General features: G+C 64.4%; 24 protein-coding genes. 16 read left to right on the top strand and 8 right to left on the bottom strand.

Features of this window, described 5'->3' with window-relative positions:
• The 7 genes from tssA to tssJ all read right to left on the bottom strand — a co-directional run.
• Positions 1 to 892, bottom strand: an 892-nt coding sequence (tssA, locus tag RMP09_RS20030) for a type VI secretion system protein TssA (protein ID WP_310567731.1), incomplete at its 3' end; no start/stop codon positions are given.
• A 21-nt stretch (positions 893 to 913) separates the two neighbouring features.
• Complete coding sequence (locus RMP09_RS20035; RefSeq protein ID WP_310567732.1) at positions 914 to 1282, bottom strand: hypothetical protein; 369 nt, start codon at positions 1280 to 1282, stop codon at positions 914 to 916.
• Between the two features lie 8 nt (positions 1283 to 1290).
• Complete coding sequence (locus RMP09_RS20040) at positions 1291 to 1830, bottom strand: type VI secretion system amidase effector protein Tae4 (RefSeq protein ID WP_310567733.1); 540 nt, start codon at positions 1828 to 1830, stop codon at positions 1291 to 1293.
• Positions 1827 to 4712, bottom strand: a complete 2886-nt coding sequence (locus tag RMP09_RS20045) for a type VI secretion system Vgr family protein (RefSeq protein WP_310567734.1) — start codon at positions 4710 to 4712, stop codon at positions 1827 to 1829. The genes RMP09_RS20040 and RMP09_RS20045 overlap by 4 nt, the downstream gene beginning before the upstream one ends.
• A gap of 112 nt (positions 4713 to 4824) precedes the next feature.
• Complete coding sequence (icmH, locus tag RMP09_RS20050; protein WP_310567756.1) at positions 4825 to 5550, bottom strand: type IVB secretion system protein IcmH/DotU; 726 nt, start codon at positions 5548 to 5550, stop codon at positions 4825 to 4827.
• Positions 5551 to 5650: 100 nt separating this feature from the next.
• Positions 5651 to 7000, bottom strand: a complete 1350-nt coding sequence (tssK, locus tag RMP09_RS20055; RefSeq protein ID WP_310567735.1) for a type VI secretion system baseplate subunit TssK — start codon at positions 6998 to 7000, stop codon at positions 5651 to 5653.
• 74 nt (positions 7001 to 7074) lie between these two features.
• Positions 7075 to 7653, bottom strand: a complete 579-nt coding sequence (gene tssJ, locus RMP09_RS20060; RefSeq protein WP_310567736.1) for a type VI secretion system lipoprotein TssJ — start codon at positions 7651 to 7653, stop codon at positions 7075 to 7077.
• Positions 7654 to 8102: 449 nt separating this feature from the next.
• On the opposite strand from tssJ, the gene RMP09_RS20065 reads away from it, so the two are divergent.
• The 15 genes from RMP09_RS20065 (at position 8103) to RMP09_RS20135 (ending at position 25101) form a co-directional block, all read left to right on the top strand.
• Entirely contained in the window at positions 8103 to 8699 is a 597-nt protein-coding gene (locus tag RMP09_RS20065; protein WP_310567738.1) for a hypothetical protein, read from the top strand.
• A gap of 47 nt (positions 8700 to 8746) precedes the next feature.
• Positions 8747 to 9268, top strand: a complete 522-nt coding sequence (gene tssB, locus RMP09_RS20070) for a type VI secretion system contractile sheath small subunit (RefSeq protein WP_310567739.1) — start codon at positions 8747 to 8749, stop codon at positions 9266 to 9268.
• Positions 9268 to 10749 (top strand): type VI secretion system contractile sheath large subunit, encoded by a 1482-nt coding sequence (gene tssC / locus RMP09_RS20075; protein ID WP_310567740.1) that lies wholly within the window; start codon positions 9268 to 9270, stop codon positions 10747 to 10749. Before tssB ends, tssC begins: the two co-directional genes overlap by 1 nt.
• A gap of 39 nt (positions 10750 to 10788) precedes the next feature.
• The gene (locus RMP09_RS20080) at positions 10789 to 11313 is read left to right on the top strand and encodes a type VI secretion system tube protein Hcp (RefSeq protein WP_310567741.1); all 525 of its coding nucleotides are present in this window, start codon (positions 10789 to 10791) and stop codon (positions 11311 to 11313) included.
• A gap of 68 nt (positions 11314 to 11381) precedes the next feature.
• Positions 11382 to 11882 (top strand): type VI secretion system baseplate subunit TssE, encoded by a 501-nt coding sequence (gene tssE / locus RMP09_RS20085; protein ID WP_310567742.1) that lies wholly within the window; start codon positions 11382 to 11384, stop codon positions 11880 to 11882.
• Between the two features lie 28 nt (positions 11883 to 11910).
• Positions 11911 to 13758, top strand: a complete 1848-nt coding sequence (gene tssF, locus RMP09_RS20090) for a type VI secretion system baseplate subunit TssF (RefSeq protein ID WP_310567743.1) — start codon at positions 11911 to 11913, stop codon at positions 13756 to 13758.
• Positions 13755 to 14849: a type VI secretion system baseplate subunit TssG gene (gene tssG / locus RMP09_RS20095; RefSeq protein ID WP_409559765.1), complete on the top strand. Its 1095-nt coding sequence runs from the start codon at positions 13755 to 13757 to the stop codon at positions 14847 to 14849. Before tssF ends, tssG begins: the two co-directional genes overlap by 4 nt.
• 40 nt (positions 14850 to 14889) lie before the next feature.
• Positions 14890 to 17634 carry a type VI secretion system ATPase TssH gene (gene tssH, locus RMP09_RS20100; RefSeq protein WP_310567745.1) on the top strand — a complete coding sequence of 915 codons (2745 nt, stop codon included), beginning with the start codon at positions 14890 to 14892 and terminating at the stop codon, positions 17632 to 17634.
• A 41-nt stretch (positions 17635 to 17675) separates the two neighbouring features.
• Positions 17676 to 18014, top strand: coding sequence for a hypothetical protein (locus tag RMP09_RS20105; protein ID WP_310567746.1), 339 nt, complete (start codon positions 17676 to 17678; stop codon positions 18012 to 18014).
• Between the two features lie 68 nt (positions 18015 to 18082).
• Positions 18083 to 20977: a type VI secretion system Vgr family protein gene (locus RMP09_RS20110; RefSeq protein WP_310567747.1), complete on the top strand. Its 2895-nt coding sequence runs from the start codon at positions 18083 to 18085 to the stop codon at positions 20975 to 20977.
• Positions 20977 to 21537, top strand: coding sequence for a DUF4123 domain-containing protein (locus RMP09_RS20115; protein ID WP_310567748.1), 561 nt, complete (start codon positions 20977 to 20979; stop codon positions 21535 to 21537). Before RMP09_RS20110 ends, RMP09_RS20115 begins: the two co-directional genes overlap by 1 nt.
• Positions 21534 to 22424, top strand: a complete 891-nt coding sequence (locus RMP09_RS20120) for a hypothetical protein (RefSeq protein WP_310567749.1) — start codon at positions 21534 to 21536, stop codon at positions 22422 to 22424. Before RMP09_RS20115 ends, RMP09_RS20120 begins: the two co-directional genes overlap by 4 nt.
• A 19-nt stretch (positions 22425 to 22443) precedes the next feature.
• The gene (locus RMP09_RS20125; protein WP_310567750.1) at positions 22444 to 23775 is read left to right on the top strand and encodes a DUF2235 domain-containing protein; all 1332 of its coding nucleotides are present in this window, start codon (positions 22444 to 22446) and stop codon (positions 23773 to 23775) included.
• Between the two features lie 33 nt (positions 23776 to 23808).
• Positions 23809 to 23982, top strand: coding sequence for a hypothetical protein (locus tag RMP09_RS20130; protein WP_310567751.1), 174 nt, complete (start codon positions 23809 to 23811; stop codon positions 23980 to 23982).
• Between the two features lie 6 nt (positions 23983 to 23988).
• Entirely contained in the window at positions 23989 to 25101 is a 1113-nt protein-coding gene (locus tag RMP09_RS20135; RefSeq protein ID WP_310567752.1) for a DUF6708 domain-containing protein, read from the top strand.
• Positions 25102 to 25220: 119 nt separating this feature from the next.
• Here the strand turns inward: RMP09_RS20135 and RMP09_RS20140 are convergent, their stop codons facing one another.
• Complete coding sequence (locus tag RMP09_RS20140; protein ID WP_310567753.1) at positions 25221 to 25979, bottom strand: 3-hydroxyacyl-CoA dehydrogenase; 759 nt, start codon at positions 25977 to 25979, stop codon at positions 25221 to 25223.
• A gap of 157 nt (positions 25980 to 26136) precedes the next feature.
• On the opposite strand from RMP09_RS20140, the gene ppk2 reads away from it, so the two are divergent.
• Positions 26137 to 26828: polyphosphate kinase 2 (ppk2, locus tag RMP09_RS20145; protein ID WP_409559766.1), on the top strand; the 692-nt coding region annotated here is incomplete at its 3' end.

The following is a 26828-nucleotide window of genomic DNA, read 5'->3' on the forward strand; positions in this document are numbered from 1 at the left end:
CCCCGAAAGCGCGAGGGCTCGATGCCGTGGCGGGCGCACCACCGGTGAACGCGGCTGCACCTGCCGAGGTTGCGGCTTGCGGCACATCAGCACTCGGTGATGAGGCGATATCGTCCACGCCGGTCTGCAGCAACCCACGCTCCTTGGCAAAGCGCCCCAGCATGTGCTGCGTGTCCTGCAAGGCCGTGCGCGCGTTGCTGAAGTTCGGCCCCTCCACGCCAAGCTGTGCATCGACCACCGCCTGCAAGCGCGCCAGCGCGTCCAGTGCGGCCTGTGTGCCGTCGAGAGAGGCGCGCAGCGCATCACCTGGCGTCTGCGCCAGCGCCAGCGCGATCTGCGCTTCGTTCGGCTCCAGATCGGCATCCGCCTCGGACGGCTTGCGCGAACGCACCGCCTCGATGATGCGGCGTCCGAACGCCTGGCCGTCGGCCTTGCCCACGATCAGCGGATGGGTCTGCGCCAGTTCCGCGACCTGCCCCAGCAACCACGACAGGTTGCCGATGCGCTGCTCGAAACGCTCACCCGGCTCATCCACCGGGGCTTCCTCATCGGGCTGCGGATGCAGGGCATCCCAGAAGGTCTCGCACAGACCGGCGCAGACCTCCAGTCCCTGGGCCATGCCGGCAAAGCCGCGGGTGTGCGAGAGTGCCTCGGTCATCCAGCCAGCCAGGCGCAGGTCTTTGGTCTGGGTGGACAGCAGGTCGGCGCACAGGCGCGAGACAGCGGGCCAGTCGGCGCTCTTGATGTCGCGCACCCACTCGCCCTGGTCCAGCGTCGGGTCGTCAAAGCGCCGCAACTCGGCGATCTGGTCGAAGGCTGGGGAGAAGGAGAGGTCGGGGCCGGTGGGGACGGTGCCCGAGAATGGTGAAAGCGCAGCAGAGGCAATGGTCATATCGAAAGCAATCTTCAGCAGTTATCGACGCTTTGTGGTTCGATTCGGCAGGTGACGATCTTGTTGGCGAACGAGTTTCAAGAAATCTGGGTGCTGACCAAGACCCAGGCAAACCATCAGCACAGCAGCTTTTCCGGTTGTCTGATAGACGGGGATTGGGTTGGGAACCGCTTGGTCGATATGACGGCGAACTGCGCGGTATGCGTCCTCGCTCTCATAGCTTGACAACTGGAAGTACCCGTTCATGGCCATGTCGGCTTCGACCTTGATGGGGCCAGCCCCCAATCGACTCATGCAGTAAGCAGTACCATACGCGGCCAGTTGGGACCTTGATTCGCGAATGTCGGCCCAGCTGGAACTGATGCTCAGACCCATCAGCAGAGAAAACATGAGCGCTTTCATTTCAGCTCCCAGAACTGGACCATGGTGGTGGAGACGGTGGGGTGGTCATGTACGAAGTAGCAATGGTCTCCGCAGTCAGAACCATTCCAAAGAGTGACGTGTCCGGTCGCATCACCCCAGCCTGTCACGGAGAACACCAAGATCCCTTTGAGGCCCTTGAAATCTGACGTCACGTCTTTTCCCGATGGGGAAACAGCTTTTTCTGGCGCACCAAAGTTGCTCCGGACAAATGTGATCATGTCCCGGACCCTGAGCAGGTACTGCTTGTCGTCCGCACCTTTCACCTTGTATCCGGCAGAACTCTTGGCGATGGGGACGCCGCTGTAGTTGAACGCGCGGCTCAAGCGAAGAGCACATGCGTTTGCGTAGCCTTGCGGGTTTTCTTGGTACAACGCATATGCCTGTCCGCCCACCAGCCTATAAACATCGCTTGCGGGAAAGTTCGGGTATGAGGTCCACATGTCAGCGAACTTCGGGCGTTTGACACGAATGGCGCTGGCCAGTCCATCTGCGCTTGCGATCACGGTGGTGTTCATAGGGGATGAATCTGGATTTTTTGTTGGCGCAGGCAGTTCCGGTTTACTCCTGAACCCGTCGCGCCAATTTCGATGGGAATCGACAGTTGCACCACTCGGTCATCTGCTTCGACGAATGAAACGCTTACTTCAACCGTCTCACCAGCCACGTAGCCTTTCGTTGTCACGTGCAGGTTCAAGTCTGAAAAATGCCTCGAGACCTCAGTGATGGTGTTCTCTGCCTCACCATAGGACCAGTAGACCTTTGTCACTTTTTTTGGCGCCTGCCCCAGCAATCCCGATGGCAAGGTGGGACGTGCCGCAGTGCCACTGGCCCCGCCCGTCAAGGCCTTCATGCTCCCCTTGGCATTCCAAGTCCCCGGGGTGGTGAAGGTGACGTTGCCGCCTTCCAAAGTGATGCCCGAATCCGCGCCGATCAGTTCGATCTTGCTGTTGGCGCTGACGGTGATCTCGCTGTTGACGCTGAGGATCTGGATGTCCTTGTGGGCCAGCAGCTGCAGCGCATCGGTGTGCGCGCGCAGGCTCACCGGGCCGTTGGCCGCCTTGACCTGAAGGCCGCCGGCGTGGGTGTAGAGGCTGCTGGTCTGGCCGCTGACCTGGGCGGCCGTGTGCGCGGCGCTGATCTGGACATCCCCCTGGGCCACGTGGCTGAGGTGTTCGCCGGCGTATTGGGCGATGGGCCCATCACTGGCCAGCACCAGGCTGCTGGGCGTGTCCAGCACTGCCACAGGCTGGGCGAACTGGTGCACAGGTGTGCTGCCGTCTCGGTTGCCCGATGGATCGAATACCGCCGACTGGCCGTTGAGGCTTGCGCCGAGCTTGCCCTGTGCGGCCGGGTCGATCTGGTCGGTCAGCTGCTGCACGCTGGCACCGACGTCGTGGCTGTGCAGGGGCAGTGCGCCGCTGTGCGCCGCAGCATCGGACATCCGCTGGCCCAGGTCGCGAGCGGCTTTGAGCTGTGCCACGGCTTCCTGCGCATCCATCTGCGTGCTCTGCGCACTGCCGTAGGTGGCGGCGCGGGTGCTGGTGGAGATCAACAGGCCCTGTGCGGCGCGCAACGCCCCCCAGCCCTGGCTGGCGGCCTCAAAGCCCGAGCCGCGCCAGCCGCCGCGCTGGGCGCTGGCCGGGCTCTGGCCGATCAGGTGGCCCAGGCCCACCTCGGCCGCCGCGCTGCTGCTGGCCAGGCGCATGCGCAACTGGCCGGTGGCGTCGTCCATCACCCACTGGTTGAACCCGGACTGGTCCAGGCTGTGCGTGTGCCAGCCCGAGATCACGCCGCTGTGGTTCACGCCCGCATCCACACCGGCCGCAAACGGTGGGGCGTCTGCGCCGTTGTACAGGGCGCCAACGACCACCGGGCGGTCGATGTTGCCTTCGATGAACTCGATGGCCACTTCCGAGCCGATGCGCGGCACCAGCGAAGCGCCCCAGTTGGCGCCGGCCCAGGGCACGGCAACCCGGACCCAGGTGCCTGGAGCCGACGCCGGGAAGTCACCGCTGTCCTCGCCCGCCGCCCCGAGGCTGGCGTCTTGCCACGCAAAGCGCACCTTGATGCGGTGATCGCGTTCGGTCTCCACCGGTTCGCCCGCCAGGCCGACCACGGTGGCGTTCTGCACACCCAGGGCGGTGGGCTGCGGCATGTGCCGTGGGACCACCGCAGCGGCCGCGGGAGCGCAATGGAAGTGGTTCTTGTAGGTGCCGTGCTCGATGTTGCTGTGGCCGAGCAGGGCGGCCAGGTCGGCGCCCAGGTTGTTGGCGCAGTGGTGTTCGACCGCCAGCAAGGTGAAGGCGTTGTGCTGAGACTGGGTGGCGCGCTGGTGCGAAGCGAGCAGCGCACCGCTGTAGTTGAAGGCGCTGCTGTTGGCTCCATAGAGCGGGTGGTCCACCAGCTCGAACGTGTGCCCGGCCTTGAAGTGCCGGGCGCTGCCCTGGCCTTCGAAGCGTTTGAAGTCCAGTTCCAGCGCGGCCAGGGCCAGCGCGGCGGCGCGCTGGGCATGTTCGGGGCTCTCGAAGCGGTAGGCGCCGCTGCCGTCGTAGACCTCCAGCGCCGGGATCTCGCCCAGGGCCAGGGTGCTGCTGTCCTGAGCGGACACACCGCTCAGGCGCTTGTGGTCCCAGGCGGCCAGCGTCACCGCGTTGGGTGCCAGATCGCGCTGCGCCATGAAGGCGGTGATGCTGTCGCGCTGGCCCGACAGCCCAGCCGTGGCGTGCTGGCTGGTGAAGCGCACCGTGCCCAGGGCGGGGCGTTGCGCCAGCCGGTCGGTGATCACCATCACATGCCTGGCATGAGCCGCCGCATCGGCGTCGCTGGCTTGTTGCCCGTCCAGATGGTCGAAGTGGTACGACAGACCTTCGGCGGCCAGCAGGCGCTGCACGAACGCCAGATCGGTCTCGCGGTACTGCGTGCAAAGGCTGCGCACGCGCAGCGGCTGCGTCACTTCGATGCGCCAGTGGGCTTGGGGCTGGTGGTCGGCGAACACCGCCTCGATCACCTGCAGCGCGGTCTGGTCGTGGAACACGCGGCTGTTGCGGCGCAGCGCCAGGGCCGACAGCCACGGTCGCATGGTCAGCGCATAGCGCGCCAGGCCGCCATCGGCCCCCAGCTGCGCAGCTTCGAACACATAGCCGTGCCAGGGCACGTAGGCGCCGTCGGACTGCAGCAGCTTGAGCGAGAGTTGCTCGCCCAGCAGGGTCTTGAGCTCCAGGTGCGCGCTGGTGGACAGGCATTGCAGCTGCAGCTCGAACGGCTGGCCCACCGCTTCGCGAAACGCCATGCGCTCGGGGATGAGCGATAGCGCGGGCAGGGCGGTCTGCACCTGCATGAGCCGGTGGCGCTGGTCCAGCAGCCGGGCAAAGTCCAGGCGACTGGTCAAGGCGGACATGGGGTCGCCTGCCAGCGACGACACGAGTGAAGGTATGCCGGTGGTGCTGTCTGCGTTCATCCCTGAATTCCCTGGTGTTCTTGTGTTCGGCCGGTTTTTTGTTTTTTGGGGCCTACGGCAGCGTGATCGTCACGTTGGCCACCTGAGGTGGCAGGTTGATCACCCGGTGGTACCTGGCCAGGTCCGTTTGTGTCTGGCGGGCCAGCCCCCACTGCAGGCCGAGGTAGGCCAGCAGCCCCAGGCAGGCGAACACCGAAGCGATGACCCACAGCGGCACTTCGTTGCGCAGCGTGTGCATGATGCGATCGGGCGGCGCCCAGTTCGGCGCGAAGCTGGCCCGCTTGCCTTTGATGTGGGCGATCTCGTCGCCCAGGCGGCCGGTGAGGTAGTTGAGCTTTTCCGACCCCTCCAGCACGTACTGACCCTGAAAGCCCAGCAGCAGGCACATGTGGAACACCTCCAGCACCTGCACACGCGGCGGTTTGTCGGCGCGCAGCTTTTCCAGGTACTCGAAGAAACGCTCGCCAGCCAGCTGCTCACCAAACAGTTCCAGCTGCAGCGGGCGGCGCTCCCAGTCGTCCCGCGCGGCCGACGGCGTCATGAGCATGGTTTCGTCAACCAGCGCGCAGAACGCGAACTTGCTCAGGAACACGTCATCGGCCGGGGCCTTGAGCGCCAAGGCACCGCGCTCGAAGTCGAGCAGCAGGTTGCGGATGTGCTCGCGGAAACTGCCGGCCTGCGACGGTCGCTGGCCGCTCTTGAGCATGAACACCACGTACAGGCCGTCGTACAGCAGGTCCAGCAGGGATCTGGCTTCGCGCGCCGCGATCAGCGGCATGCGCGGGCCGCGCTTGTTTGCGGCAGGCAGCGGGGTTTGCAGCAGCGAGGGGGCTTTCATCTCAACCATGGGTCGCAATCGGTCAGGAGGTCGGTGGGGATCAGTTGTTCAGCGCGAACAACTCCAGCTCCAGGTCGGGCATGCCGGCCGGCGCGTACACGGTGATGTTTTGCGCCTTGAGCATGCGCTCGTACAGCGGGCTCTTGCTCTCCAGTTCGAAGTAGTAACAGCCCGGGCGCACCGGGATGGCGGCCGGCACCTGGGGCAGGTGCGTCAGGCGGATGCCGCTCATGGCCGAGAGCACCAGTTTCTCCACGTCGTCGGGTGCGCCGGCCTTGAAGCGCATGGGCACGATCTCCACCATTTCGGCAGGGGGCATCGCCGCCTTCACGCCGAGCACCAGCGTGGTCTGCGCGGTGATCTTGTCGGTCTCCAGCACCCCGCTGTGGAACGACGGCTTGCCCTCGCGCAGCGCGATGGCGAAGTAGCGGGTGGAGATCACCGTTTCCAGTAGCTCCTGGATGATGGTTTCCAGCCGGGCGAAGCTCGCGCCGGGTTGCTGGTGCTGGTAGCTGGGCAAGTCGGCCAGCGTGTACGACTTGGAAAACGTCATCAGCGCACCGGCCAGCTGCAGCAGTTGCTGGAACAGGCGCTCCGGGTGCAGCCCGGGGTGGTGGTGCAGGTGCGACAGGGCCGCGAACGCGCTGCTGGCCGTGTGCAGCAACCAGAACGATGCGATGTCGCCCGAGCGGAACTCGATCACGTGTCGGGACGGTTCGCGGTGGAAACCGTAGAGCGCGTTGACCTTGGCCTGCAAGGTGTCCAGCAAACGCCGCAGCAGCTGGCGCAAGGCGGGGTTGGCCTCGATGGATGCGCTGGGAGCCATGAAGCGGGTGTCGAGTTCGAAGCCACCGGTGGCGTTGCGGCGAACGCGGCACAGGGGCAGGCTCACCAGGTGGTCGCGCGGCTCGGTGTCTGCCTGCAGGCGCAGGACCTTTTGCAGCACCGCGGTGTCGGCTTCGGCGGCTTGCGTGAACAGGTCTGGCGACGCCTGGTTCTTCTGCACATAGCGCACCGCCCCGTCGCCACTGGTGCCCGGTGCGTTCAGGTTGCCACCGGTGCTGCGCACAGGCGCCATGACGGCGTGGAAGGTGATGTCCGACACACCGGCTTCGGTGTGGTGCAGCGAAAGGGGGGCGGGCAGGGGATCGTCCTGCGGCGCGTTGAACAGCTCGCCGTCGGGCAGGATCAGTTGCAGGTGCTCGATGCGCAACACGCCGCTGGACAGGGCGTCCACGTCGATGCCGAGCTTGCGCAGACCCCAGGCGTACGGGTGCAGGCTGGACGCGATTTCGGCCAGGCGCCATTCGTGATAGGCGTCCTGCAGCTGGAAATGCTGCGGACGCAGGAACTGGCCCTCACCCCACAGAACCTTGGTGGAACGAAACATGAAACTCCCTGTATCTCTTCACTTCAACTCAGATCCCGAGCGGTGACAGCGCTCATGGGGATCTCAACTTCACTTCAGCGGCAGACTGTACCTGCCAGGCGCCGGGTCTCGACCGCACTGCCCACGGTCTCGCCCTGCGACACGCTCAGGGCGCACTGGTGGGCGCCCACGGTCACGCCGTCCTTGGCACTGCTGGCCAGGTCGAAAACGAATCGCCAGCGGTACGGTTCGGGTGACTTGAACAGGGCCACCACCCCCAGATAGGCCGCATCCTTGGGCAGCATTTCTTCCACTTCGTAGCGCTGGCCTGGCAGCAGCACCAGTTCCCGGGACGAGACCACCTCATCGCCTTTGTACGGCGCCTGTGCGAACGCGTCATAAGGCGCCCGCATGAAGTCCTCGTAGGCCGTGAGCTTGTAGACCTTGACCACCAGGGACAGCGGGCGTTTGGCGCCATCGCTGTTGAGCTGGTCGCTGGCGTGGATGCGCAACGGCATCTTGGTGGGCGCAGCGGGTTTGAGCGTTTCCGGGCCGATCGGCGCGGCTGCCGCACTGTCCACGGTCTGCAGGCCCACCAGCCCCAGGGTTTTGTCCAGCAACCCGCCGCTCGACGCGGTGGTGCCACAGCCGCCGAGCAGACCGCCGACCACCATGGCCGCTGCACACAAGGCGCGCCGCCCCGTCGCAAAGACCCGGAAAGAGCGTCCAGCGGTCGGGTGGTGACGGGGTTTGTGGAGAGAAGGTGAATGCATCTTGGACGAAGTGGGGATCGCCCCGCGACACGGCGGGAAGGTCGTCGAGGGTCCGGCAAAAACGTACGCTATTATGCTGCCTGCTGCGACGATGAAAGTTTACTTTCGTGTCACAATTCGCGGCCGTCGCGCTCCAAAAGCAAGCTTGTGTCACAAAAGCGTGCTGTCATGGAGGCGATGCCCGGGGCCTGCACAAAAGGCCCGGTGATGGTTTGGTTTCAGGGAGGACACACGTGTTGGATGTACACATTTTTCCGGCTGGCGCAGTCGCGCCTGCGCTTGTCAGCCGCTCTTCGGGTGCTCGGCTGCGTTCCGGGCGTTTTGCCGCCGCTGCACTGCTGGCGGTCAGCTTGCTGGGTTTGGCTGCCTGCTCGTCCGGTCCCAAGCGGACGGATGGCGAAGCCCAGGAGCTGGCCCGCAAATCCGAACCCCTGGCCGAATACATGAGCCGTGCTCAGGCAGCCGAGGGCCTGGAAGGTGGGCGTGAGCGGGCCCGATTGATCTACCGCGATGCCGCCAAGGCCTACCCGACCGACAAACGTCCGTGGTCACGTCTGGCGCAAAGCTACTTCGACGCGGCCGACTACGGCAACGCAGTGCTCGCGGCCCAAGAGGTGGTGCAGCGCGACCCCGCCGACAGCGCCGCCCAGGGCTTGCTCGCGGTCAGTGGTCTGCGCATCTCCACGGCGGCCCTGTCGGCACTGCGCGGCCAGAACGGCCTCAACACCTCCACCCGCTCCGAGGCCGAAGACATGGCGCGCAACCTGCGGGCCATCCTGGGCGAGGCGGTGCTGGTGCCCAAGCCGCCCGAGGCGGCAGCGCCGCTGGTCCGTCCGGCCGTGAGACCCGCGCCGCGCAAGGTCGCGCCGGTGCGTCGGGCGACGACCGCACCCAGTGCCCCGGCCGCACCCGCCGCATCCAGCAACCCGTTCGGCGCGCTGCAGTAATCCCCACTCTCTATTGCTCTCACCCGCCACGCTCACAGGAGAAACCCATGGCCAAAAAAGACAGCGTTCACAAGAAGCTTGACAAGGTCAGGCCCCCCCGGGTGCAGCTGACCTACGACGTTGAGGTCGGTGAGGCGATCGAGCAAAAGGAAATCCCCTTCGTGGTGGGCGTGCTGGGGGATTTCACGGGGCAGCGCGACGCTGACAAACCCCTGGCCCGTCTGAAGGACCGCAAGTTCGTCAGCGTTGACATGGACAACTTCGACGACGTCATGAAGGGCATGGCCCCCAAGACCTCGTTCCGCGTCCAGAACAAACTGAGCGAAGGCGGTGGCGAGTTCGCGGTCAACCTCAGCTTCGACAAGATGGAAGACTTCCGCCCGGAGTCGGTGGTGCAGCAGGTCGAGCCGCTGCGCAAGCTGCTTGAAGCGCGTACCAAGCTGTCCGACCTGCGCAACAAGCTCGCCGGCAACGACAAGCTAGAAGACATCCTGGCCGATGTGCTGAGCAACACCGAACAACTGGCCCAACTGGGCCAGGAAGCCGCCAAGACCGAGGGAGAAGTCTGATGCAAGCCACGCAGAACCAGGGCGCTGCTGTCGCCGAAGCGGTCGAGTCCAGCCTGCTGGACAACATCGTGGCGCAAAGCCGTGTGGCCCGTTCCGAGACCGAGCACGCTCGCGCAAAGGACATCATTGCCGAGCTGGTGCGTGAAGTCATGGACGGCACCGTGGTGATGTCCGAGAACCTCGGTGCCACGCTGGATGCCCGCGTCGCCGAGCTCGACCGTCTCATCTCCTTGCAGCTCAGCGAGGTGATGCACAACCCCGAGTTCCAGAAACTCGAATCCACCTGGACCGGTCTCCAGTACCTGTGCAAGCAGACCTCGACCGGTGCCAACCTGAAGATCCAGCTCTTCAACGCCACCAAAAAAGAGCTGATCAAGGACTTCAAGACCGCGATCGACTTTGACCAGAGCGTGCTGTTCAAGAAGGTGTACGAAGAAGAGTTCGGCACCTTTGGTGGCGCACCCTTCGGGACCCTGATCGGTGATTTCAACATTGGTCGCCAGCCCGAAGACATGTTCTTCATCGAGCAGATGTCGCATGTGGCGGCCGCGGCGCACGCACCCTTCATTTCGGCCGCTTCGCCCGAAATGCTGGGCATCGAGTCGTTCGACGACCTGGGCAAGCCGCGCGACCTGTCCAAGGTGTTCGACACGGTGGACTACGCCAAGTGGAAGTCGTACCGCGAATCCGAAGACTCGCGTTACGTTGGCTTGACCCTACCGCGCTTTCTGGGCCGCCTACCGTACAACCCCAAGGACGGCATCACCACCGAGGGTTTCAACTTCGTAGAAGAGGTGGACGGCGCCGACCACAGCCGGTACCTGTGGGTCAACACTGCCTTCGCCATGGGCGCCCGGTTGACGGCAGCATTTGAAAGCCACGGCTGGTGCGCGGCCATCCGCGGCGTGGAGGGTGGCGGCCTGGTGGAAGACCTGCCCACCCACACCTTCAAGACCGATGAGGGCGAAGTGGCCCTCAAGTGCCCGACCGAGGTGGCCATCACCGACCGGCGTGAAAAGGAACTCAGCGACCTGGGCTTCATTCCGCTGGTGCATTGCAAGAACACCGACTACGCCGCCTTCTTTGGTGCGCAGTCCACACAAAAAGCCGCCAAGTACGACAGCGACGCCGCCAACGCGAACGCGGTGCTGTCGGCTCAGCTTCAGTACATGTTCGCGGTCTGCCGCATCGCGCACTACATGAAATCCATGATGCGCGACAAGGTGGGCAGCTTCACGACCACGCAGGACGTGGAGCGCTACCTGCACAACTGGCTGATGCAGTACGTGGTGGACGCAGACGATGCGTCGCAGGAAATGCGGGCCCAGCGCCCCCTGCGACAAGCGCAGGTGGAGGTGTCGGAGGTGCCCGGGCGCCCCGGCGTGTACCGTGCGGTGGCCTTTGTTCGGCCGCACTTCCAGCTGGATGAACTCTCGGTTTCGCTGCGCCTGGTCGCAGAAATGCCGGGTGGCAAGTCCTGATCTCGTTCGTTTTAGTCAATTTTTCAGGAGAGGTATGCAATGAAAGACATCTACATCAAGTTCGGTAACCCGCTCAACGGCAAGAAGATCGAGGGTGAGTCCCGCGACAAGGACCACAAGAAGCCTTGGTTTGAAGTCAACAGCTGGCATCACACGATTCATCAGCCCAAGTCGGCCACGGCCTCTACCGCGGGTGGTCACACCGCTGAGCGCTGCGAGCACGGTGAAATGGTGTTCACCAAGGATCTGGACCTGATCAGCCCGCAGCTGTGGGAAGCCTGCTCGGCCGGTACCCTGTACGACGATGTCGAGATGCACTTCATGCGCGCCAACGGCACCAACGGCCGTGTGCAGTACCTGACCATCAAGCTGAAGAAGGCGATCATTGCGTCTGTGTCGCCGACGGTGCAAGGCGAGGGCCTGCCGACGGAGACATTCAGCCTGAAGTACGCTGCCGTGCAGTGGGAGTACATCCAGCAGACCATGGACGGCAAGACCGCCAAGGGCGCACCGGCCATGTGGAGCCTGGCGACCAACAAGCCGGTCTTCGAAGCGCCGAACTGATCTCGCACCCACGCGAGAAACCGCAATGGACGGGGCGTTTGGCGCCCCGTCTTTTTTCTGTGTATGCCATGGCCACTGCGATGCGTTTCCGGCGCAGCGTTCTGGATCGGTTGCTGGCCGATCACCGGGACGGCGCCGAGGGTTTGACCCTGACCTACTCCCTCGACCAACTGCGTGAGTCGGTGGCGCGGGACGTGGAAGCCTTGCTCAATTCACGGTCTGCCATCGACTTCGACCGCCTGGGCGATCTGCCGCACACCCGCAAGTCGGTCGTGTGTTTCGGTATCCGCGATTTTGTCGGCCGTGTGCTCACCAATTCCGATGAGCAGCGCCACATCGCGTCCAGCCTGTCGCATGCGATCGCAGCGTTTGAACCGCGCCTGCGCGATGTGCGCATTGAGTTTTACCAGCGGCCGGGCAACATGAATTCGCTGGCGTTCACCATCCGGGCCATGTTGCTGGCGCATCCATCGGCCGAGCCCGTGGCCTTTGACGCCGTGCTGCAGCCCGCGCTGTCCCGGTTCACCGTGGCACCCACGCGCGGGGCGACCTTGTCATCGGGCGTTTGACCGCCCCGTCGAACCCATTCCGCACGCCATGGACGATCTGCTGCCCCACTACGAACGCGAACTGGCCTTCCTGCGCGGGCACTCGGGCGACTTTGCACGCCGCTACCCCAAGATCGCGGGGCGCCTGCAACTGACCGGGGACGTGGGTGAAGACCCGCATGTGGAGCGGCTGATCGAGTCGTTCGCGTTGCTGGCCTCGCGCATCCACAAGCGGCTGGACGACGACTTTCCGCTGTTCACCGAGTCGTTTCTGGAGGTGCTGTACCCGCACTACCTGCGGCCGTTTCCGTCGTGCGCGATTGCGCATTTCAACGTGGCCGATGCCGCGGGCCAGATGAGCAAGGCCACCGTGCTGCCGCGTGGCACGGTGCTCAAGAGCCGCCCAGTGCGCGGCGTGCCGTGTACCTTCCGCACCGTCTACGACGTGACGCTGGCGCCGCTGGAGGTGTCGGCCGCCCGCTTCGGCAGCGCGGTGGCCGCTCCGTCGGGCACGCTGCTGCCCAAGGGCGGCACCAGCGTGATGTCGATCCAGCTGCAGCTCACCGGCGCCCAGACCACCTGGGCCACGCTGGGGCTGGACCGGGTGCGCGTGTACGTGGACGCAGAGGCCTCGCAGGTGAGCGCGGTGCGCGAAGCCTTGCAGGGCAAGGTGCTGGGCGTGTTGCTGCAAAGCACGGCGCACGGCCCCTGGCAGGCGGTGACCGATGCCCTGCCCGGTGTGGTGGGCTTTGCGGATGACGAGGCCCTGATCGAGGTGGACGCGCGTTCACAACCGGCCTACCGCCACCTCACCGAGTTTTTCGCGTTCCCGGACAAATACAACTTCGTGGATCTGGTGCTGCCGCCCGCGGTGCAGGCGGTGGCCGCGCGCAGCGTCACGCTGCACTATGTGATGGCGGGCATCCGTGCCGATTCGGACGAGGCCAGCATGCTGGAGACCTTGACCGAGAAGAACCTGCGCCTGTTCTGCACGCCGGTGGTCAACCTGTTTCCGCAGCGGGCCGACCCGATCCGCTGGACGCGCACGGGTCAGTCATCCCCGGTGCTGCCCGATGCGCGCAAGGCCTTTGGCTACGAGGTGTATTCGGTCGAGAAGGTGTACCGCGTGTTGCAGACGCCGCAGGGCGAAAGCGTGGACGAGTTCTACCCGTTCTATTCGCTGCAGCACGACGAACTGCTGGCCGACGGCGAAGGCCAGCGCCGCTACTGGGTGCTGCACGTGGACGAGTCGGTGGCCGACCACAGCCCGGGCTATGAGGCGGAGCTGTCGATCGTGGACGTGGATTTCGACCCGGCGGCGGTGCAGACCGACACCTTGTCGATCGAGGTCAAGGCCACCAACCGCAACCTGCCCAACCTGCTGGCCGTGGGCAATCCGGGGGGCGACCTGTTCATGGCCGGTGGCAGCCTGGCCAGCGAGATCCGGCTGCTGCGCAAGCCCTCGGTGTCCACGCGGTTCGAGCGCGGCCGCGGCGCGCTGTGGCGCCTGATTTCGCACCTCTCGCTCAACCACCTGTCGCTCAGCGCGGGCGGGCTGGACGCGATCAAGGAAATGCTGCGCCTGTACGACCTGCCGCGCAGCCAGACCAACCGCGCCATGCTCGACGGGCTGGTGGCCATCGAATACCGGCCCACGACGGCGTACCTGCCGGGCCAGCCGTTTTCGACCTTCGTGCGCGGTACCGAGATCCGCCTGACAGTGGAGGAATCGAGCTTCGTGGGGTCCGGACTGCGGCTGTTTGCCCAGGTGATGGACCGTTTCCTGGGGCTGTACACCCACATCAACAGCTTCACCCAGCTCAAACTGGTGTCCGCCCGGACCCAGGAAGAACTCATCGTATGCGAGCGACGCACCGGCTGCCATCCGTTGCTGTGATCGACCGGCTCTTCGAGCAGCCGCACAGCTTCGAATTCTTCCAGGCGGTGCGCCTGCTGGAGGCCTGGTTCGTCCGCCACGAAGGCCTCGCGCCCAACGACGTGATGGCGCAGCGGCTGTCGTTTCGCAACTCGCTGAGCATGTCCTTCCCGGCCAGCGAGATCGAGCGGTTCGAGACCCTCTGGCGCGACCAGCCCGATCTGCCCGACCGCCAGCGCACCACGCTGGACACCATCGCCGCCGCCACGCAGGCCGTCCCGCGGCGGCTGGAGCCGGGTCAGGTGAACCGGCTGGAGATCACGCCCGCCTTCATGAGCCTGCTGGGCGCAGGCGGCACGCTGCCGATCTTCTACACCGAGCTGTTCGCCCGGCGCGAACAGCTGCAGCGCGACAGCTCGGCGCGCGCCTTTCTCGACATCTTTCTGCACCGCTCGGTGGTGCTGTTCTACCAGGCCTGGCGCAAGCACCGCCTGGCGATCCGCTACGAATCGGACCGGCGCAACCAGTTCCTGCCGCAGGTGCTGTCGCTGGCGGGCATGGGGCAGAAGTCGCTGCGCAACCGCCTGGGGCCGGACCAGGGGGGCGTGTCGGACGAAATGATCGCCTTCCTCAGCGGCCTGTTCCAGCAGCGCTCGGTGTCGGCCTCTGCGCTGCAGCAGGTGCTGTCGCTGTATTTCCGCGTGCCGGTCAAGGTCACGCAGTTCGTGGGCCGCTGGTTCAAGCTGCCGATTGAGCACCAGACGCGCCTCGGCCTGGGCAACGCGCAACTGGGTTCGACGGCGCTGTCGGGCGAGCGGGTCTGGCAGCGCGACCTGCGCGTGGGCCTCACCATCGGCCCACTCAGCCTGGAGCGCTACCGCCGCTTCCTGCCCGGCGGCAGCGCGGCGCTGGCGCTCAAGCAGCTGGTGACCCAGCTCACTGGCGTGAGCCTGGAGTACGAGGTGCGCCTGCAGCTCAAGGCCGCTGAAGTGCGGCCGGTGCGCCTGGGCGGCGAACAAGGCCCGCGCCTGGGCTGGGAGACCTACCTCGTCTCCGGCCCGGTGGCGCAGGACCGCAGCGACGCTGGCTACGACCTGCACGCCGCGCACTGACCCCTTTCATCACAACAACGATTCCTTCTGTCACACACCCATGAGCAACAACCTCAAGACGCTGATTTCCAAGCTCAACGACAACTGCCGCCGCGCGGCCGAGCGTGCTGCCAGCCTCTGCATGGCCAAGTCGCACTTCGAGGTGGACATCGAGCACCTGTTCCTGGCCCTGCTGGAGCAACCGCGTTCGGACTTTTATTTGCTGTGCCAGCGCTCGGACGTGTCGCCCACCGCGCTGGCGCGCGACCTGGAAACCGAACTGACCCGTTTCAAGAACGGCAACACCCGCACGCCGGTGTTCAGCGCCCACCTGCCTACGCTGCTGGAACACGCCTGGCTGATCGCGTCGCTGGACGCGCACAACAGCCGCATCCGCAGCAGCCACCTGCTGCTGGCCCTGCTGACCGAACCCGGCCTGAGCCAACTGGCCTACCGCGGCAGCAAGCTGTTCGCCAAGTTCCGCCTGGACGAACTCAAACACAAGCTGGACGAAGCCACCAAGGGCTCTGAAGAAGCGACGCAGAGCCTGCGCTCGGCCGACGCCCCCGCAGCCGAAGAGGGCGGTGACGCGCCCGCGGCCGACCCGGCCCTGACGGGCAAGACGCCGGCGCTGGACCAGTTCACCACCAACCTCACGCAGCGCGCGCGCGACGGCAAGCTGGACCCGGTGATCGGCCGCGATCCCGAGATCCGCCAGGCCATCGACATCCTGATGCGCCGCCGCCAGAACAACCCCATCCTCACCGGCGAAGCTGGTGTGGGCAAGACGGCGGTGGTCGAAGGCCTGGCGCTGCGCATCGCCGCCGGCGATGTGCCGCCGCCGCTGCAGGGCGTGGAGCTGCACACGCTGGACATGGGCCTGCTGCAGGCCGGGGCCAGCGTCAAGGGCGAGTTCGAGAACCGCCTGAAGAACGTGATCGACGAGGTCAAGAAGAGCCCGCATCCCATCATCCTGTTCATCGACGAAGCGCACACCATGATCGGCGCCGGCGGCCAGGCCGGGCAGAACGACGCGGCCAACCTCTTGAAGCCCGCGCTGGCCCGTGGCGAGCTGCGCACCGTGGCCGCCACCACCTGGGCCGAGTACAAGAAGTACTTCGAGAAAGACGCCGCCCTGGCCCGCCGCTTCCAGGTGGTCAAGGTCGAGGAGCCGTCGGAACCCATCGCCGCCGCCATGCTGCGCGGCATGGCCGCGTTGATGGAAAAACATTTCAACGTGCGCGTGTTCGACGAAGCCATCACCGAAGCGGTGCGCCTGTCGGCCCGCTACATCAGCGGCCGCCAGCTGCCCGACAAGGCCATCAGCGTGCTCGACACCGCCTGCGCCAAGGTGGCGCTGGGCCAGAGCGCGGTGCCCGCCGCCATGGAAGACAACACCCGGCTGCTCGAACGCCTGGCGGTGGAGATCGCCGCGCTGGAGCGCGAGGCGGCCGCCGGCACACCCCACCAGGACAAGCTGGCCGAACTCAAGGCCCAGCGCGACGCGGTGCAGGCCGAGCTGGACACCCTGACCGAGCGCTACGCCAAAGAGAAGGCCCTGGTCACCGAGATCCAGCAACTGCGCGACAAGCTCGAAGCCGAGAAGCAGGCCGGTCAGGCATCTGCCGTTGCGGCGGAGGTGCCGGCCGCGGAAGAGGGCAAGAAGAAGCCCGCCGCCAAGAAGGCGGCCAAGTCCGTCGCGCCCGTGCTGTCGCCCGCGCAGACCGAGCTGCAGACCAAGCTGGCCGCACTGGCCGCGCTGCAGGGCGAGACGCCCATGATCCCCATGCAGGTGGACGGCCATGTGGTGGCCGAGATCGTCGCGGCCTGGACCGGTATCCCGCTGGGCAAGATGGTCAAGGACGAAATCCAGAACGTGCTCAAGCTCAAGCCCCTGCTGCAGGCGCGCGTGATCGGCCAGAACCATGCGCTCGAAGCCGTGGCCCAGCGCGTGCGCACCGCGCGCGCCAACCTGGAAGACCCGAACAAGCCCAAGGGCGTGTTCCTGTTCGCCGGCCCCAGCGGCGTGGGCAAGACCGAGACCGCGCTGGCGCTGGCCGAAGCGCTGTACGGCGGCGAGAAGAAGCTGGTGACCATCAACATGAGCGAGTACCAGGAAGCGCACAGCGTCTCCGGCCTCAAGGGCTCCCCCCCGGGTTACGTGGGCTATGGCGAAGGTGGCGTGCTCACCGAGGCCGTGCGCCGCAACCCCTACAGCGTGGTGCTGCTCGACGAGGTGGAGAAGGCCCACCCCGACGTGCTCGAACTGTTCTTTCAGGTGTTCGACAAGGGCGTGATGGACGACGCCGAAGGCCGCGAGATCGACTTCCGCAACACCGTCATCATCCTCACCAGCAACGTCGGCTCGCGCGAGATCATGCAGGCCTGCATCAACAAGAGCGCCGACGAGCTGCCCCAGGCCGACGCCCTGGCCGAAGCCCTGCGCCCGGTGCTGTTCAAGAGCTTCAAGCCCGCCTTCCTGGGGCGCATGAAGGTGGTGCCGTTCTACCCCATCAGCGACGACGTGCTGGAGCTGATCATCCGCCTCAAGCTCGACCGCATCGCCGCCCGCGTGGCCACCAACCACAAGGCCGTGTTCGACTACGACACCAAGCTGGTCGAGGCCGTGCTGGCCCGTTGCACCGAGGTCGACAGCGGCGCCCGCAACGTGGACCACATCCTCAGCGGCACGCTGCTGCCCGAGATCGCCGAGAACGTGCTGGCGCAGATGGCGCAGGGCAAGGCCATTGAGCGCATCAAGGTCAGCGCGGCCAAGAACGGCGACTTCAAGTACACGGTCGCCTGAAACCCGCCATTCCCCTTTGTTCAGCCCTTGAGGAGTTCGACATGCAACTGAGCCCCGAACAGCGCCAGGCCATCATCCACAACTGCCTGCCCATGAGCTGGCAGATGACCACCGCCTGGCGCCTGCAGCACCAGGGCGCGGCGACCGATGAACCGGACGTTCTGGTGGACTGGTTGCAGGACGCCGACCCGCGCTCGCAGGCGCAGGTGCTGGAACTGGTCCGTCACCTGTCGCAGCGGCTCTGGCGGCTGGAGTTGCGCAAGCCCGCGACGGGCGATCAGGCGGGCCTGCGGTCGCTGGACGTGGTCTGCGGCGGCCTGCGCTGGACGCTCTGGCTGCAGCCCCGGCCCCGGCTGCACCTGGTGCGCATCGGCCGCTGATCACATGCGGATCGGACGCCCCCTAAACTGCTGAACCGGTCCACCAGACCGGCAGGGAGAACACAACAATGAGTCTGTACCAAAGCATCCTGGCCTACCTGAGCGCACTGCCCACGCAGAACGCGCGCCTGCTGCGCCTGCACACCCCGCTGGGCCCAGATGCCCTGGTGGCCGAGCGCGTGGAGGTGGACGAAGCCATCGGCCCGCAGGCCCATGCCCCCGAGGGCACAGCCGCGCCGGCGGCCGCTGCCACCCAACTGGTGGTGCACGCGCTGGCGGGCGACGCGCACCTGGAACTCAAAAGCCTGATCGGCCAACCCGTGCTGCTGGAGCTGTTGACCGCCGACGGCAGCCTGCGCCCCTTCAGCGGCCACGTCACCAGCTTCGCGCTGCTGGGCTCGGACGGCGGCCTGGCGCGCTACCGCCTGGTCATCCAGCCCTGGCTGGCCTTCCTGGGGCACAACCAGGACAGCTGGGTATTCCAGGACCAGACGGTGATGGAGATCGTGGACCAGATCTTCAACGACCACGCCGGCCAGGGCACGCTCAAGCCGCAGTGGCGCTGGGAACTGTCCGACCCGGCGGTCTACCCGCGCCGGTCCTTGAGCATCCAGTACAACGAGAGCGACCTGGCCTACGTGCACCGCCTGCTGCGCGAAGAAGGCCTGTTCTACTGGTGGGAACACGATGGTGCAGAAGGCAAGGGCAGCCACACCCTGGTGATCGCCGACCACAACGGCGCCTTCCAGCCCAACGCGCAAAGCCGGGTGCGCTTCACCCAGGCCGGCGCCGTGCTCAAAGAAGACAGCCTGACCCAGGTGCAGACCCACGCCCGCGTGCGCACCGCCAGCCTGGAACTGGCCAGCGGCGACCACCGCACGCTCAGCCTGCGCCCACAACAACAAAGCGGGCAGAACCTGCCCGCCAGCCTGGCCCACCTGAGCGTGGCCGACCTGCCCGGTGCCTACGCCTACGAAGACAACGCCCAGGGCGAACGCCTGCTCCAGCGCCAGATCGAAGCGCTGGACGCCCAGCGGCACCAGGGCCAGGCCACCGGCACCGTGCGCACCGCCGCGCCGGCCACCCACTTCACGCTGGTGGACCACCCGGTGCACGACGGCAGCAACGCCGAACGCGACCAGCTGGTCATCCTGCGCGCGCAGCACCGCGCGCGCAACAACCTCAGCGCCGACCACAAAGCCCAGGTGCTCTCGCTGCTGGGGCAACTGGCACAGGACAAGTTGGGTGTGAAGACCGCGCCCACACCCGAAGAGAAAGACACCAGCCCGCTCTACCAATGTGAACTGCAAACCCAGGCACTGGCGCAGCCGGTGCGGCTGGTCAACGTGCAGGCCAATGGACTGCCCGATGTCCGCCTGCACCCGCGCCCGACCATCACCGGCGTGCAGACCGCGCTGGTCGTGGGCACGGCCGAGCCGGTGCACACCGACCGCGACCAACGCATCAAGGTCCAGTTCCACTGGCAGCGCGGCGCCGCCGGCAGCCACCGGCTTGAACACCCCACGGGCGACGACAACGCCCCCACCAGCGACGCCAGCGGCACCTGGGTGCGCGTGGCCACGCCGGTGGCCGGGCAGAACTGGGGCAGCGTCTTCACCCCACGCCTGGGGCAAGAAGTGCTGGTGGCCTTCATCGCCGGCGACATCGACCGCCCGGTGGTCATCGGCAGCGTCTACAACGGCCAAGGCCAGCCAGACGCCCAGGGCAACCAGGTTGCCCGCGGCGGCTCGGGCTCAACAGGCAACGCGCCCGCCTGGTTCGCCGGTTCCTCCAGAAAAGACTGGAACCAGGGCCACGCCCACAACGCCGTGCTCTCGGGTCTCAAGAGCCAGGAACTGCCCAGCAGCCAGCAAGGCAGCGGCGGGCACAACCAGCTCGTCTTCGACGACAGCCCTGGCGCCAACCGCATCGAACTGAGCACCACCCAGGCGGCCACAAGGTTGCAACTGGGTCACCTCTTGAACCAGAACGACAACCAGCGCCTGGGCAGCCGAGGCCACGGCCTGGAACTGGCCACCCGCGCCTGGGGCGCCGTGCGCGCCGGCAGCGGCCTGCTCATCAGCAGCCACGGCAAACCGGCCAGCACCGCAGGCGCCGGAAACCAGATGGACAGCCGCGAACCGCTGGCGCGCATCCAGAGCGGGCAGGAACTGCTGCACACCCTGGCCCAGAGCGCGCAAGACCACAAAGCCCAGCTCGGCGGTGAAGCTCAGGTCAAAGGCGCCACCGAGCAGGACAAAGCAAAACAGCTGCCCGTGGAGCAGGGCCTGTGGGCCACACAGCAAAGCCTCAAAGAACGCCAGTCCAACGGCGGCGGTGAATCAGACGACCCCAGCAGCGATGAACCCAGCATCGGCGGTGGCCAGGGATCGGTCACCGCCTGGAGCCGCCCGGACCTGGTGCTCGCATCGCCAGCCGGCATCATCCAGGCCAGCCCCAAAAGCGGCATCACCAGCGCAGGCCACACCGTGTCCCTGGTGGCCGGACAAGACATCAACCAGCTGGCCGCGCAGAACTGGGCCCTGGCGGCCAAAGACGGCATCGTGCTCTACACCTACGGCAAGGCCAGCAACGGCAGCAAACCCAACCAGGAAACGGGTGTCCAGTTGCACGCCGCCAGCGGCAACGTCAACAGCCAAAGCCAGAGCGGAGCCACCCACGTGGTGGCCGACAAGGCGGTGAGCGTGAGCAGCACGGCCGCAGGCATCAAGGTCAGCAGCCCGACCAGGATCGTGCTCACGGCCGGTGGCGCGGGCATCACCATCAGCGGCGGCAACATCACCCTGGCCGCGCCGGGCAACATCACGCTCAAGGCAGGGATGAAGAACTTCACTGGTGGGGCGAGCAAGAAGGCGAGCGTGAAATTGAAGAAGGCAGTACCGGGCTGGTCGAATTCGCCGATCTGCTGGGAGTGCATGCTCAAGGGCATGCAGGGGGCGTGATGACGGCATTGGCTCTTGATCAGGTGCTGATGCACCCCATCGGCACTGACTCTTATCCATCTGCGCCGTCATTGCGGCTTTATGCGCTGCTGGATGCGCAGCAGTGCCAAGACCACAAACCGGTGCTCAAGCGCCTGCCGCCGTCCAGCCGTGGAACGCTGTTTTCTGACAAGCAGACCGCTGGCTTCATGCAGGACGTGGCGCCGTACCTCTTGGCGTTGCCGGACGAACCGGGCGAGGCAGCAAAAGTGTTTGCCGGCTGCGGGTCCGATGCGCTGCTGCTTCTGTGGAGCTCAAAACCCTTTGTCGAGCTCCACAAGGCGCTGACGACGCTCTTTGAGATTCGATCAGAAGACGGTGATTCCGGTTATCTGCAGTTTTACCGCCCGGAGAATTTTCATGAAATCATGAAAAGCCGCTCGGCGTTGGTGCGAAGGCTGTTTGATGCGGCGGACGCTTATTGCTGCGCCGATGAGTGGAGCCCCCACGTTTGGCGCAGATACAGCCAAACCGATGGGCGGGTGAATAAGCAAACCATCAAGACAGGTGAATCCTCATGAGGCTTATCCATTGGATTGGCGTTGTCCTGCTGGCCGTTTGCACGGCGGGGTGCAGCAAAACATCAGACCAGATTGATACCACCAACTTGCCGACGCACAACCCGGCGGTGTTTGACCAGGGGCGCTATTGCCACGAGGTGAAGTTTGCCTGCCTGCCGGAAGGCCAGGACCCGCAGTGGAAAAAAACTGAACCACTCGTGGATGGGCGCGAGTTCTTTGAATTCGATCAAACCAAATACGACCGGTTCGACAAGATCAATATGATGACAGATGAAGAGAGGAAGGCTGCCATGGAAAACTATGTGCTGACCAAAGAAGACTTTGAATGGATGAATCAGGTTTCCATCAAAAAGTTCTATATCGACAAGGAGCTGGAACTGGAAAAGCGCTACCCCGGTTTCTGGGGTGATACGCCCAGAGCGGCGCGGCATCGGTGGATGCGCATGGCGGCGGCGAAAGCAAAAAAATACGGATATGGACTCATCACGACCTTCACCATCGATAAAGATGGCGGCATCGAGAATGAAAAGCCGGTGTTGGATAAGGATGGAAAACCAACTTTTACTGATCACGAAGACGGCTATGCCCATCAATTCATTGAGTTGTGTGCTCGAATTGGGTTGAATTTCGACGGCAATCCTAATTGGAAGTATGTTGTGGATTTCATCAGTTTGCCGGAGAGCCCAATCAGAGGGCATGCAGGCGCAGCTGTAGAGTACATTGATTTCACGGTATACGGAAAGAATGTAGATGAATATGGAACCGTCTATACCGACTGGTCATTGAAAGACTCTCTGGGTACAGGTCGCTTGCCGCCACCCAATCGTCCGGTGCCCAAACTGCACAAAATCACCGATGAAGAATACGAGCGTTTGAAGAATAGTTGAATTCAACAGGGAGCAGAACATGGCCACCAAATGCAAAAAAATCCACATTGGCATCTTCTTTGACGGTACCGGAAACCACAAAAACAACGACCGCCCGCTGGGCAAGATGAGTAACATCGCCAAGCTCAGCGATTTGTACGTTCACGGCAAGATCACCAATTGGTCGAATGAAACCTGTGATCATTTCGGCCACATGTTCTACAAGGAAGGCGTGGGCACGGGTGGCGGCATGGATACCGTCACTGGTGGTGGCGCGGGCAGTGGAGGTGCCAAACGAATCAATGAGGTGATTGATACACTCTTCAAGTTGATGGATAAGAAAGGTCCGTATCGTCATATCTCTGATGACCCAAATACTGGCTATTCCGAGCGCATCATCAACGTCTTCGGTTTCAGCCGAGGCGCAGCGCTGGCGCGGGATTTTGTCAATACGTTCTACACCCGAAATAATAAAAAATTCAAACTTAAAGGGGTCGCCGTCAATTACGTTGGCGTCTACGACACGGTAGGCTCCTTCGGCAAGGCGGGTGATGACATCAATTTCAAGCCCTTGCGCCCGGATGAAGACACTGAAACCTTGCTTGACAACGACGACGATAATCCAAATTACGAGGCGTACAATTTCAATATGGCCACGTATTCGGCCAAATATGCCACGCACATCGTCGCCAATGATGAAAAGCGTTTCAATTTTCCTTTGAGTCATTGTTTGATTGGTGGCGACAAATTCGTCGAATGGATGTACGGCGGCGTGCACTCAGACATTGGCGGCGGTTATCTGCCTTCAGAAACCGAGATGCACAAAATTGAAACCAGCGGCACCAAGGCCAAGTACCACGAACTGAAGAAACGGTTTCCGAATCTGGCGTTTACCGTGGGCGGCTTCAATGACCAGACGGAGATTGGGCGTAAAGCGATTGAACGCTTGGACGCCAGGCGGGTAGTGCTGATCCACAGCAGGGAGTGGACGCGCACGGTCAACAACGAGATAAGCTTTGTGACGCTACACCGGATGCACGAAGACGCCGTGAGCAAGGGCGTGCCGTTCAGGCCGTTGCCTCGTGATGCGCTGCATCAGGTGCCCGCCAGCATGCGGGCGTATGACGCGCACACTCAAAAGAGCAGGGCCAGCGCCATTTCGTTTGCGCAGATGCCTTTCTTGCGTCTGACGCACTGTCACCGCTCTGCCATCGATCAAAGAAACGTGGACACCTTCCGCAAGGCCAATGACATGGCCGAGAGCATCAAGAGTCCGACCCGCTACGTGAGGACAGCCAAAGGGGAGTTAGTGCCCGAGCGCGCGAAGTTCGCCAATCGTGCGGGGCTGGCGGTTGTTCCGGTGAAGCTGTGATCGGCTGAGCGCGATCTGTGCAAGGGCGGCGTGGTGCCAGCACGCATCGACAATGGCGGCAAGGAATACCGGGGCGAACTCAAGGTCAACGACAGCGTTTACAGCAGCGCCGAGGTGGAGATCAAGTACTACCCCGACACATTGAACATGCCCGGCCTGGTGCTGCCCGCTGCGGGTGAACAGCGCTTGTTGAGTGCGGGCGATTGAACCGGCATGACCACAGCACAAACACAACCTAGCAAAAAAGCCCTGCGCCTCCTCAAGGCCTACGGTGCATTGGACCAGCGCGCGCGCGGTTGGCAGAACCTGCCGCCGGTTAACCGTTACAGCGGTGAAATCGCCCGGGGAAACGATCTGGTGTTCAGTATGAATGCGACGACGCTGGAGATCGGGCAGGGTTTGAGTGGTTTGCGGGGGTATTTGTGGACTGCCTTGCTTCCCGGCTCGCTTGCCATGCTGATCGGATACCCGGTATTCCTTGCGTTTCGCTGGTTTCTTGTGCCTGAGCTTGAACACGACTGGTTCATGCTGTTTGCGGATTTTGTGTTCGTCGTAGTCGGAATGCCCATGTGTGTTCTAACCTTGGCTATGGGTTTCAATGACCTCTTCGGCTACGCCGACAGCCCGGTGCGATTCGACCGCGCACGGCGCAAGGTCTACGTGTGGGCCAGCCGCAAGGCCGGGCCGTTGGAACTGGACTGGGACCGGTTGCAACCGCTGACTCAGAGCGCCACCGCCTTGCCGGTGCAGGTCAACCCCATGAAGACCGTGCTGCTCGTGGAGCGGGACGCGCAGGGCAATGTGCTGTTCGACGGTGACTACCCATGCGTCGCCCAGGTGGGCCACGCGGGCTTGACGCGCGAAGCCTCGGTGGCCGCCTATGAATTTGTGCGCGTGTTCATGGAGCAGGGGCCGCAGGCACTGCCGCCGGTCAAGACGTACCTGGTCTGGCGCCCGCGCGGCCTGCGTCCGTTTGTGGACATCTTTGGCCTTATGGGCACCCTCATGCGCAGCTACCCCAGCCTTCCCAAGCACCAGCGCAAGCCTGGCTGGCTGGTCTTCGGGGTGGTGATGATCGGCTTGTTCAGTGTGGCGCTCTTGCCTTTGCAACTGGCCCAGGGCATTGCACAGCGCTGGGGCAACCGCATTCCGAAGTGGGGCCAGCCCTACCGGGACTACGCTGCCTTGGGCGGCACAATGGCCCCGCCAAGCGGTGCCCAACCCAACGACCTGCCGCTGCTGCCCCATGAAAAGCTCATCGCCACGATCTGGGTCGCTTGCGCGCTGTGGCCGTGGGTTTGGTTGCTGGTGGTGAAGCTTGGGTGAATGCCCCGCTGCCCTCCAACCATACCGGTCAGAAGTTCAGCACATTCGCCCGCTCAAAGAGAAAGCCCCGGCCAGACGCCATGTCCGGCCGGGGCTTGTTTCTTAAAGGACGCCCGCTATCAGCGCGGTGCCAGCCGGATCGCGCCGTCCAGGCGGATCACCTCGCCGTTGAGCATGTCGTTCTCGAAGATGTGCTGGGCCAGCTTGGCGTAGTCCTGCGGGGTGCCCAGTCGGCTGGGAAAGGGCACGCCGGCGGCCAGGGCGTCCTGCACCTCTTGCGGCATGCCGAACAGCATGGGCGTGCCGAAGATGCCGGGGGCGATGGTCATGTTGCGGATGCCGTTGCGCGCCAGGTCGCGCGCGATGGGCAGGGTCATGCCAACCACGCCGCCCTTGCTGGCCGCGTAGGCGGCCTGGCCGATCTGGCCGTCGTAGGCGGCGACGCTGGCGGTGCTGATCATCACGCCGCGCTCGCCCGTGGCCTCGGGTTCGTTCTTGCACATGGCTTCCGATGCGAGGCGGATCATGTTGAAGCTGCCGACCAGGTTGACCATGATGGTCTTGGTGTAGAGCGCCAGGTTGTGTGCGCCGTTCTTGCCCACGGTCTTTTCGGCCGGAGCGATGCCGGCGCAGTTGACCAGGCCCATGAGCTTGCCCAGGGACACGGCCTTGGCCACCACGGCCTGGCCGTCGGCCTCGTTGCTGACGTCGCACTTGACGAAGGCGCCGCCGATCTCTTGGGCGACCGCTTCGCCCTTCTCGGCCTGCATGTCGGCGATGACGACGGTGCCGCCGTTGGCCGCCAGCATGCGCGCCGTGCCTTCGCCCAGGCCGGATGCGCCGCCGGTGACGATGAAAACCTTGCCTGCGATGTCCATGTGTGTGCTCCTCATTGGATGGGGTGAGTTGACGTTGACGTAAACGTCAATTATGACCCGGCGCCGGTGAGGCTGACCAGCCCCTTTGTCATGGCGTTTTCATGGGCTTGTCACATGGTCGGCCTAGGCTGGGGGTTTTGTTCACCGCACCATGGCCATGTTTGACCAAGCCGACCTGCACAGCCGCATCCTGTCCGACCTGATGGACGGCTACGACGAAGAACTTGAGATGGAGATCGAGGACCGCCACGTTGATGAACTGGTGGGCGACATCAGTCCCGAAGAACTGCTGCAGCAGAAGGAAAGCCGGCGCGTCTACTTCCGCGAGCTGTTCCGGCTGCAGGCCGAACTGGTGAAGCTGCAGGACTGGGTGCAGGCCACCGGGCACAAGGTGGTGATCCTGTTCGAAGGGCGCGACGCGGCCGGCAAGGGCGGGGCGATCAAGCGCATCACGCAACGTCTGAACCCGCGCGTGTGCCGGGTGGTGGCGCTGCCGGCGCCCAGCGACCGGGAACGCACACAGTGGTATTTCCAGCGCTACATCCAGCACCTGCCGGCGGCGGGCGAGATCGTGCTGTTCGACCGCAGCTGGTACAACCGCGCCGGCGTCGAGAAGGTCATGGGCTTCTGCACCGACGAGCAGTACGAAGCGTTTTTCCGCGACGTGCCTGAGTTCGAGAAGATGATCATGCGGTCGGGGGTCCAGCTCATCAAGTACTGGTTCTCGTTGTCGGACCAGGAACAGGAGATCCGCTTCCTGGGCCGCATCCACGACCCGCTCAAGCAATGGAAGCTCAGCCCCATGGACCTGGAGAGCCGCCGGCGCTGGGAGCTCTACACCAAGGCCAA

Origin of the sequence: Hydrogenophaga sp., assembly GCF_031426985.1 — a bacterium.
Lineage (GTDB): Bacteria > Pseudomonadota > Gammaproteobacteria > Burkholderiales > Burkholderiaceae_C > Hydrogenophaga.

What these genes read in the sequence shown, in the direction of transcription:
- RMP09_RS20035 (WP_310567732.1), bottom strand. Translation starts at nt 1,282, where the DNA reads ATGTTTTCTCTGCTGATGGGTCTGAGCATCAGTTCCAGCTGGGCCGAC.
- RMP09_RS20040 (WP_310567733.1), bottom strand. Translation starts at nt 1,830, where the DNA reads ATGAACACCACCGTGATCGCAAGCGCAGATGGACTGGCCAGCGCCATT.
- RMP09_RS20045 (WP_310567734.1), bottom strand. Translation starts at nt 4,712, where the DNA reads ATGTCCGCCTTGACCAGTCGCCTGGACTTTGCCCGGCTGCTGGACCAG.
- icmH (WP_310567756.1), bottom strand. Translation starts at nt 5,550, where the DNA reads ATGCCGCTGATCGCGGCGCGCGAAGCCAGATCCCTGCTGGACCTGCTG.
- tssK (WP_310567735.1), bottom strand. Translation starts at nt 7,000, where the DNA reads ATGTTTCGTTCCACCAAGGTTCTGTGGGGTGAGGGCCAGTTCCTGCGT.
- tssJ (WP_310567736.1), bottom strand. Translation starts at nt 7,653, where the DNA reads ATGGTGGTCGGCGGTCTGCTCGGCGGCTGTGGCACCACCGCGTCGAGC.
- tssB (WP_310567739.1), top strand. Translation starts at nt 8,747, where the DNA reads ATGGCCAAAAAAGACAGCGTTCACAAGAAGCTTGACAAGGTCAGGCCC.
- tssC (WP_310567740.1), top strand. Translation starts at nt 9,268, where the DNA reads ATGCAAGCCACGCAGAACCAGGGCGCTGCTGTCGCCGAAGCGGTCGAG.
- RMP09_RS20080 (WP_310567741.1), top strand. Translation starts at nt 10,789, where the DNA reads ATGAAAGACATCTACATCAAGTTCGGTAACCCGCTCAACGGCAAGAAG.
- tssE (WP_310567742.1), top strand. Translation starts at nt 11,382, where the DNA reads ATGGCCACTGCGATGCGTTTCCGGCGCAGCGTTCTGGATCGGTTGCTG.
- tssF (WP_310567743.1), top strand. Translation starts at nt 11,911, where the DNA reads ATGGACGATCTGCTGCCCCACTACGAACGCGAACTGGCCTTCCTGCGC.
- tssH (WP_310567745.1), top strand. Translation starts at nt 14,890, where the DNA reads ATGAGCAACAACCTCAAGACGCTGATTTCCAAGCTCAACGACAACTGC.
- RMP09_RS20105 (WP_310567746.1), top strand. Translation starts at nt 17,676, where the DNA reads ATGCAACTGAGCCCCGAACAGCGCCAGGCCATCATCCACAACTGCCTG.
- RMP09_RS20110 (WP_310567747.1), top strand. Translation starts at nt 18,083, where the DNA reads ATGAGTCTGTACCAAAGCATCCTGGCCTACCTGAGCGCACTGCCCACG.
- RMP09_RS20115 (WP_310567748.1), top strand. Translation starts at nt 20,977, where the DNA reads ATGACGGCATTGGCTCTTGATCAGGTGCTGATGCACCCCATCGGCACT.
- RMP09_RS20120 (WP_310567749.1), top strand. Translation starts at nt 21,534, where the DNA reads ATGAGGCTTATCCATTGGATTGGCGTTGTCCTGCTGGCCGTTTGCACG.
- RMP09_RS20125 (WP_310567750.1), top strand. Translation starts at nt 22,444, where the DNA reads ATGGCCACCAAATGCAAAAAAATCCACATTGGCATCTTCTTTGACGGT.
- RMP09_RS20135 (WP_310567752.1), top strand. Translation starts at nt 23,989, where the DNA reads ATGACCACAGCACAAACACAACCTAGCAAAAAAGCCCTGCGCCTCCTC.
- RMP09_RS20140 (WP_310567753.1), bottom strand. Translation starts at nt 25,979, where the DNA reads ATGGACATCGCAGGCAAGGTTTTCATCGTCACCGGCGGCGCATCCGGC.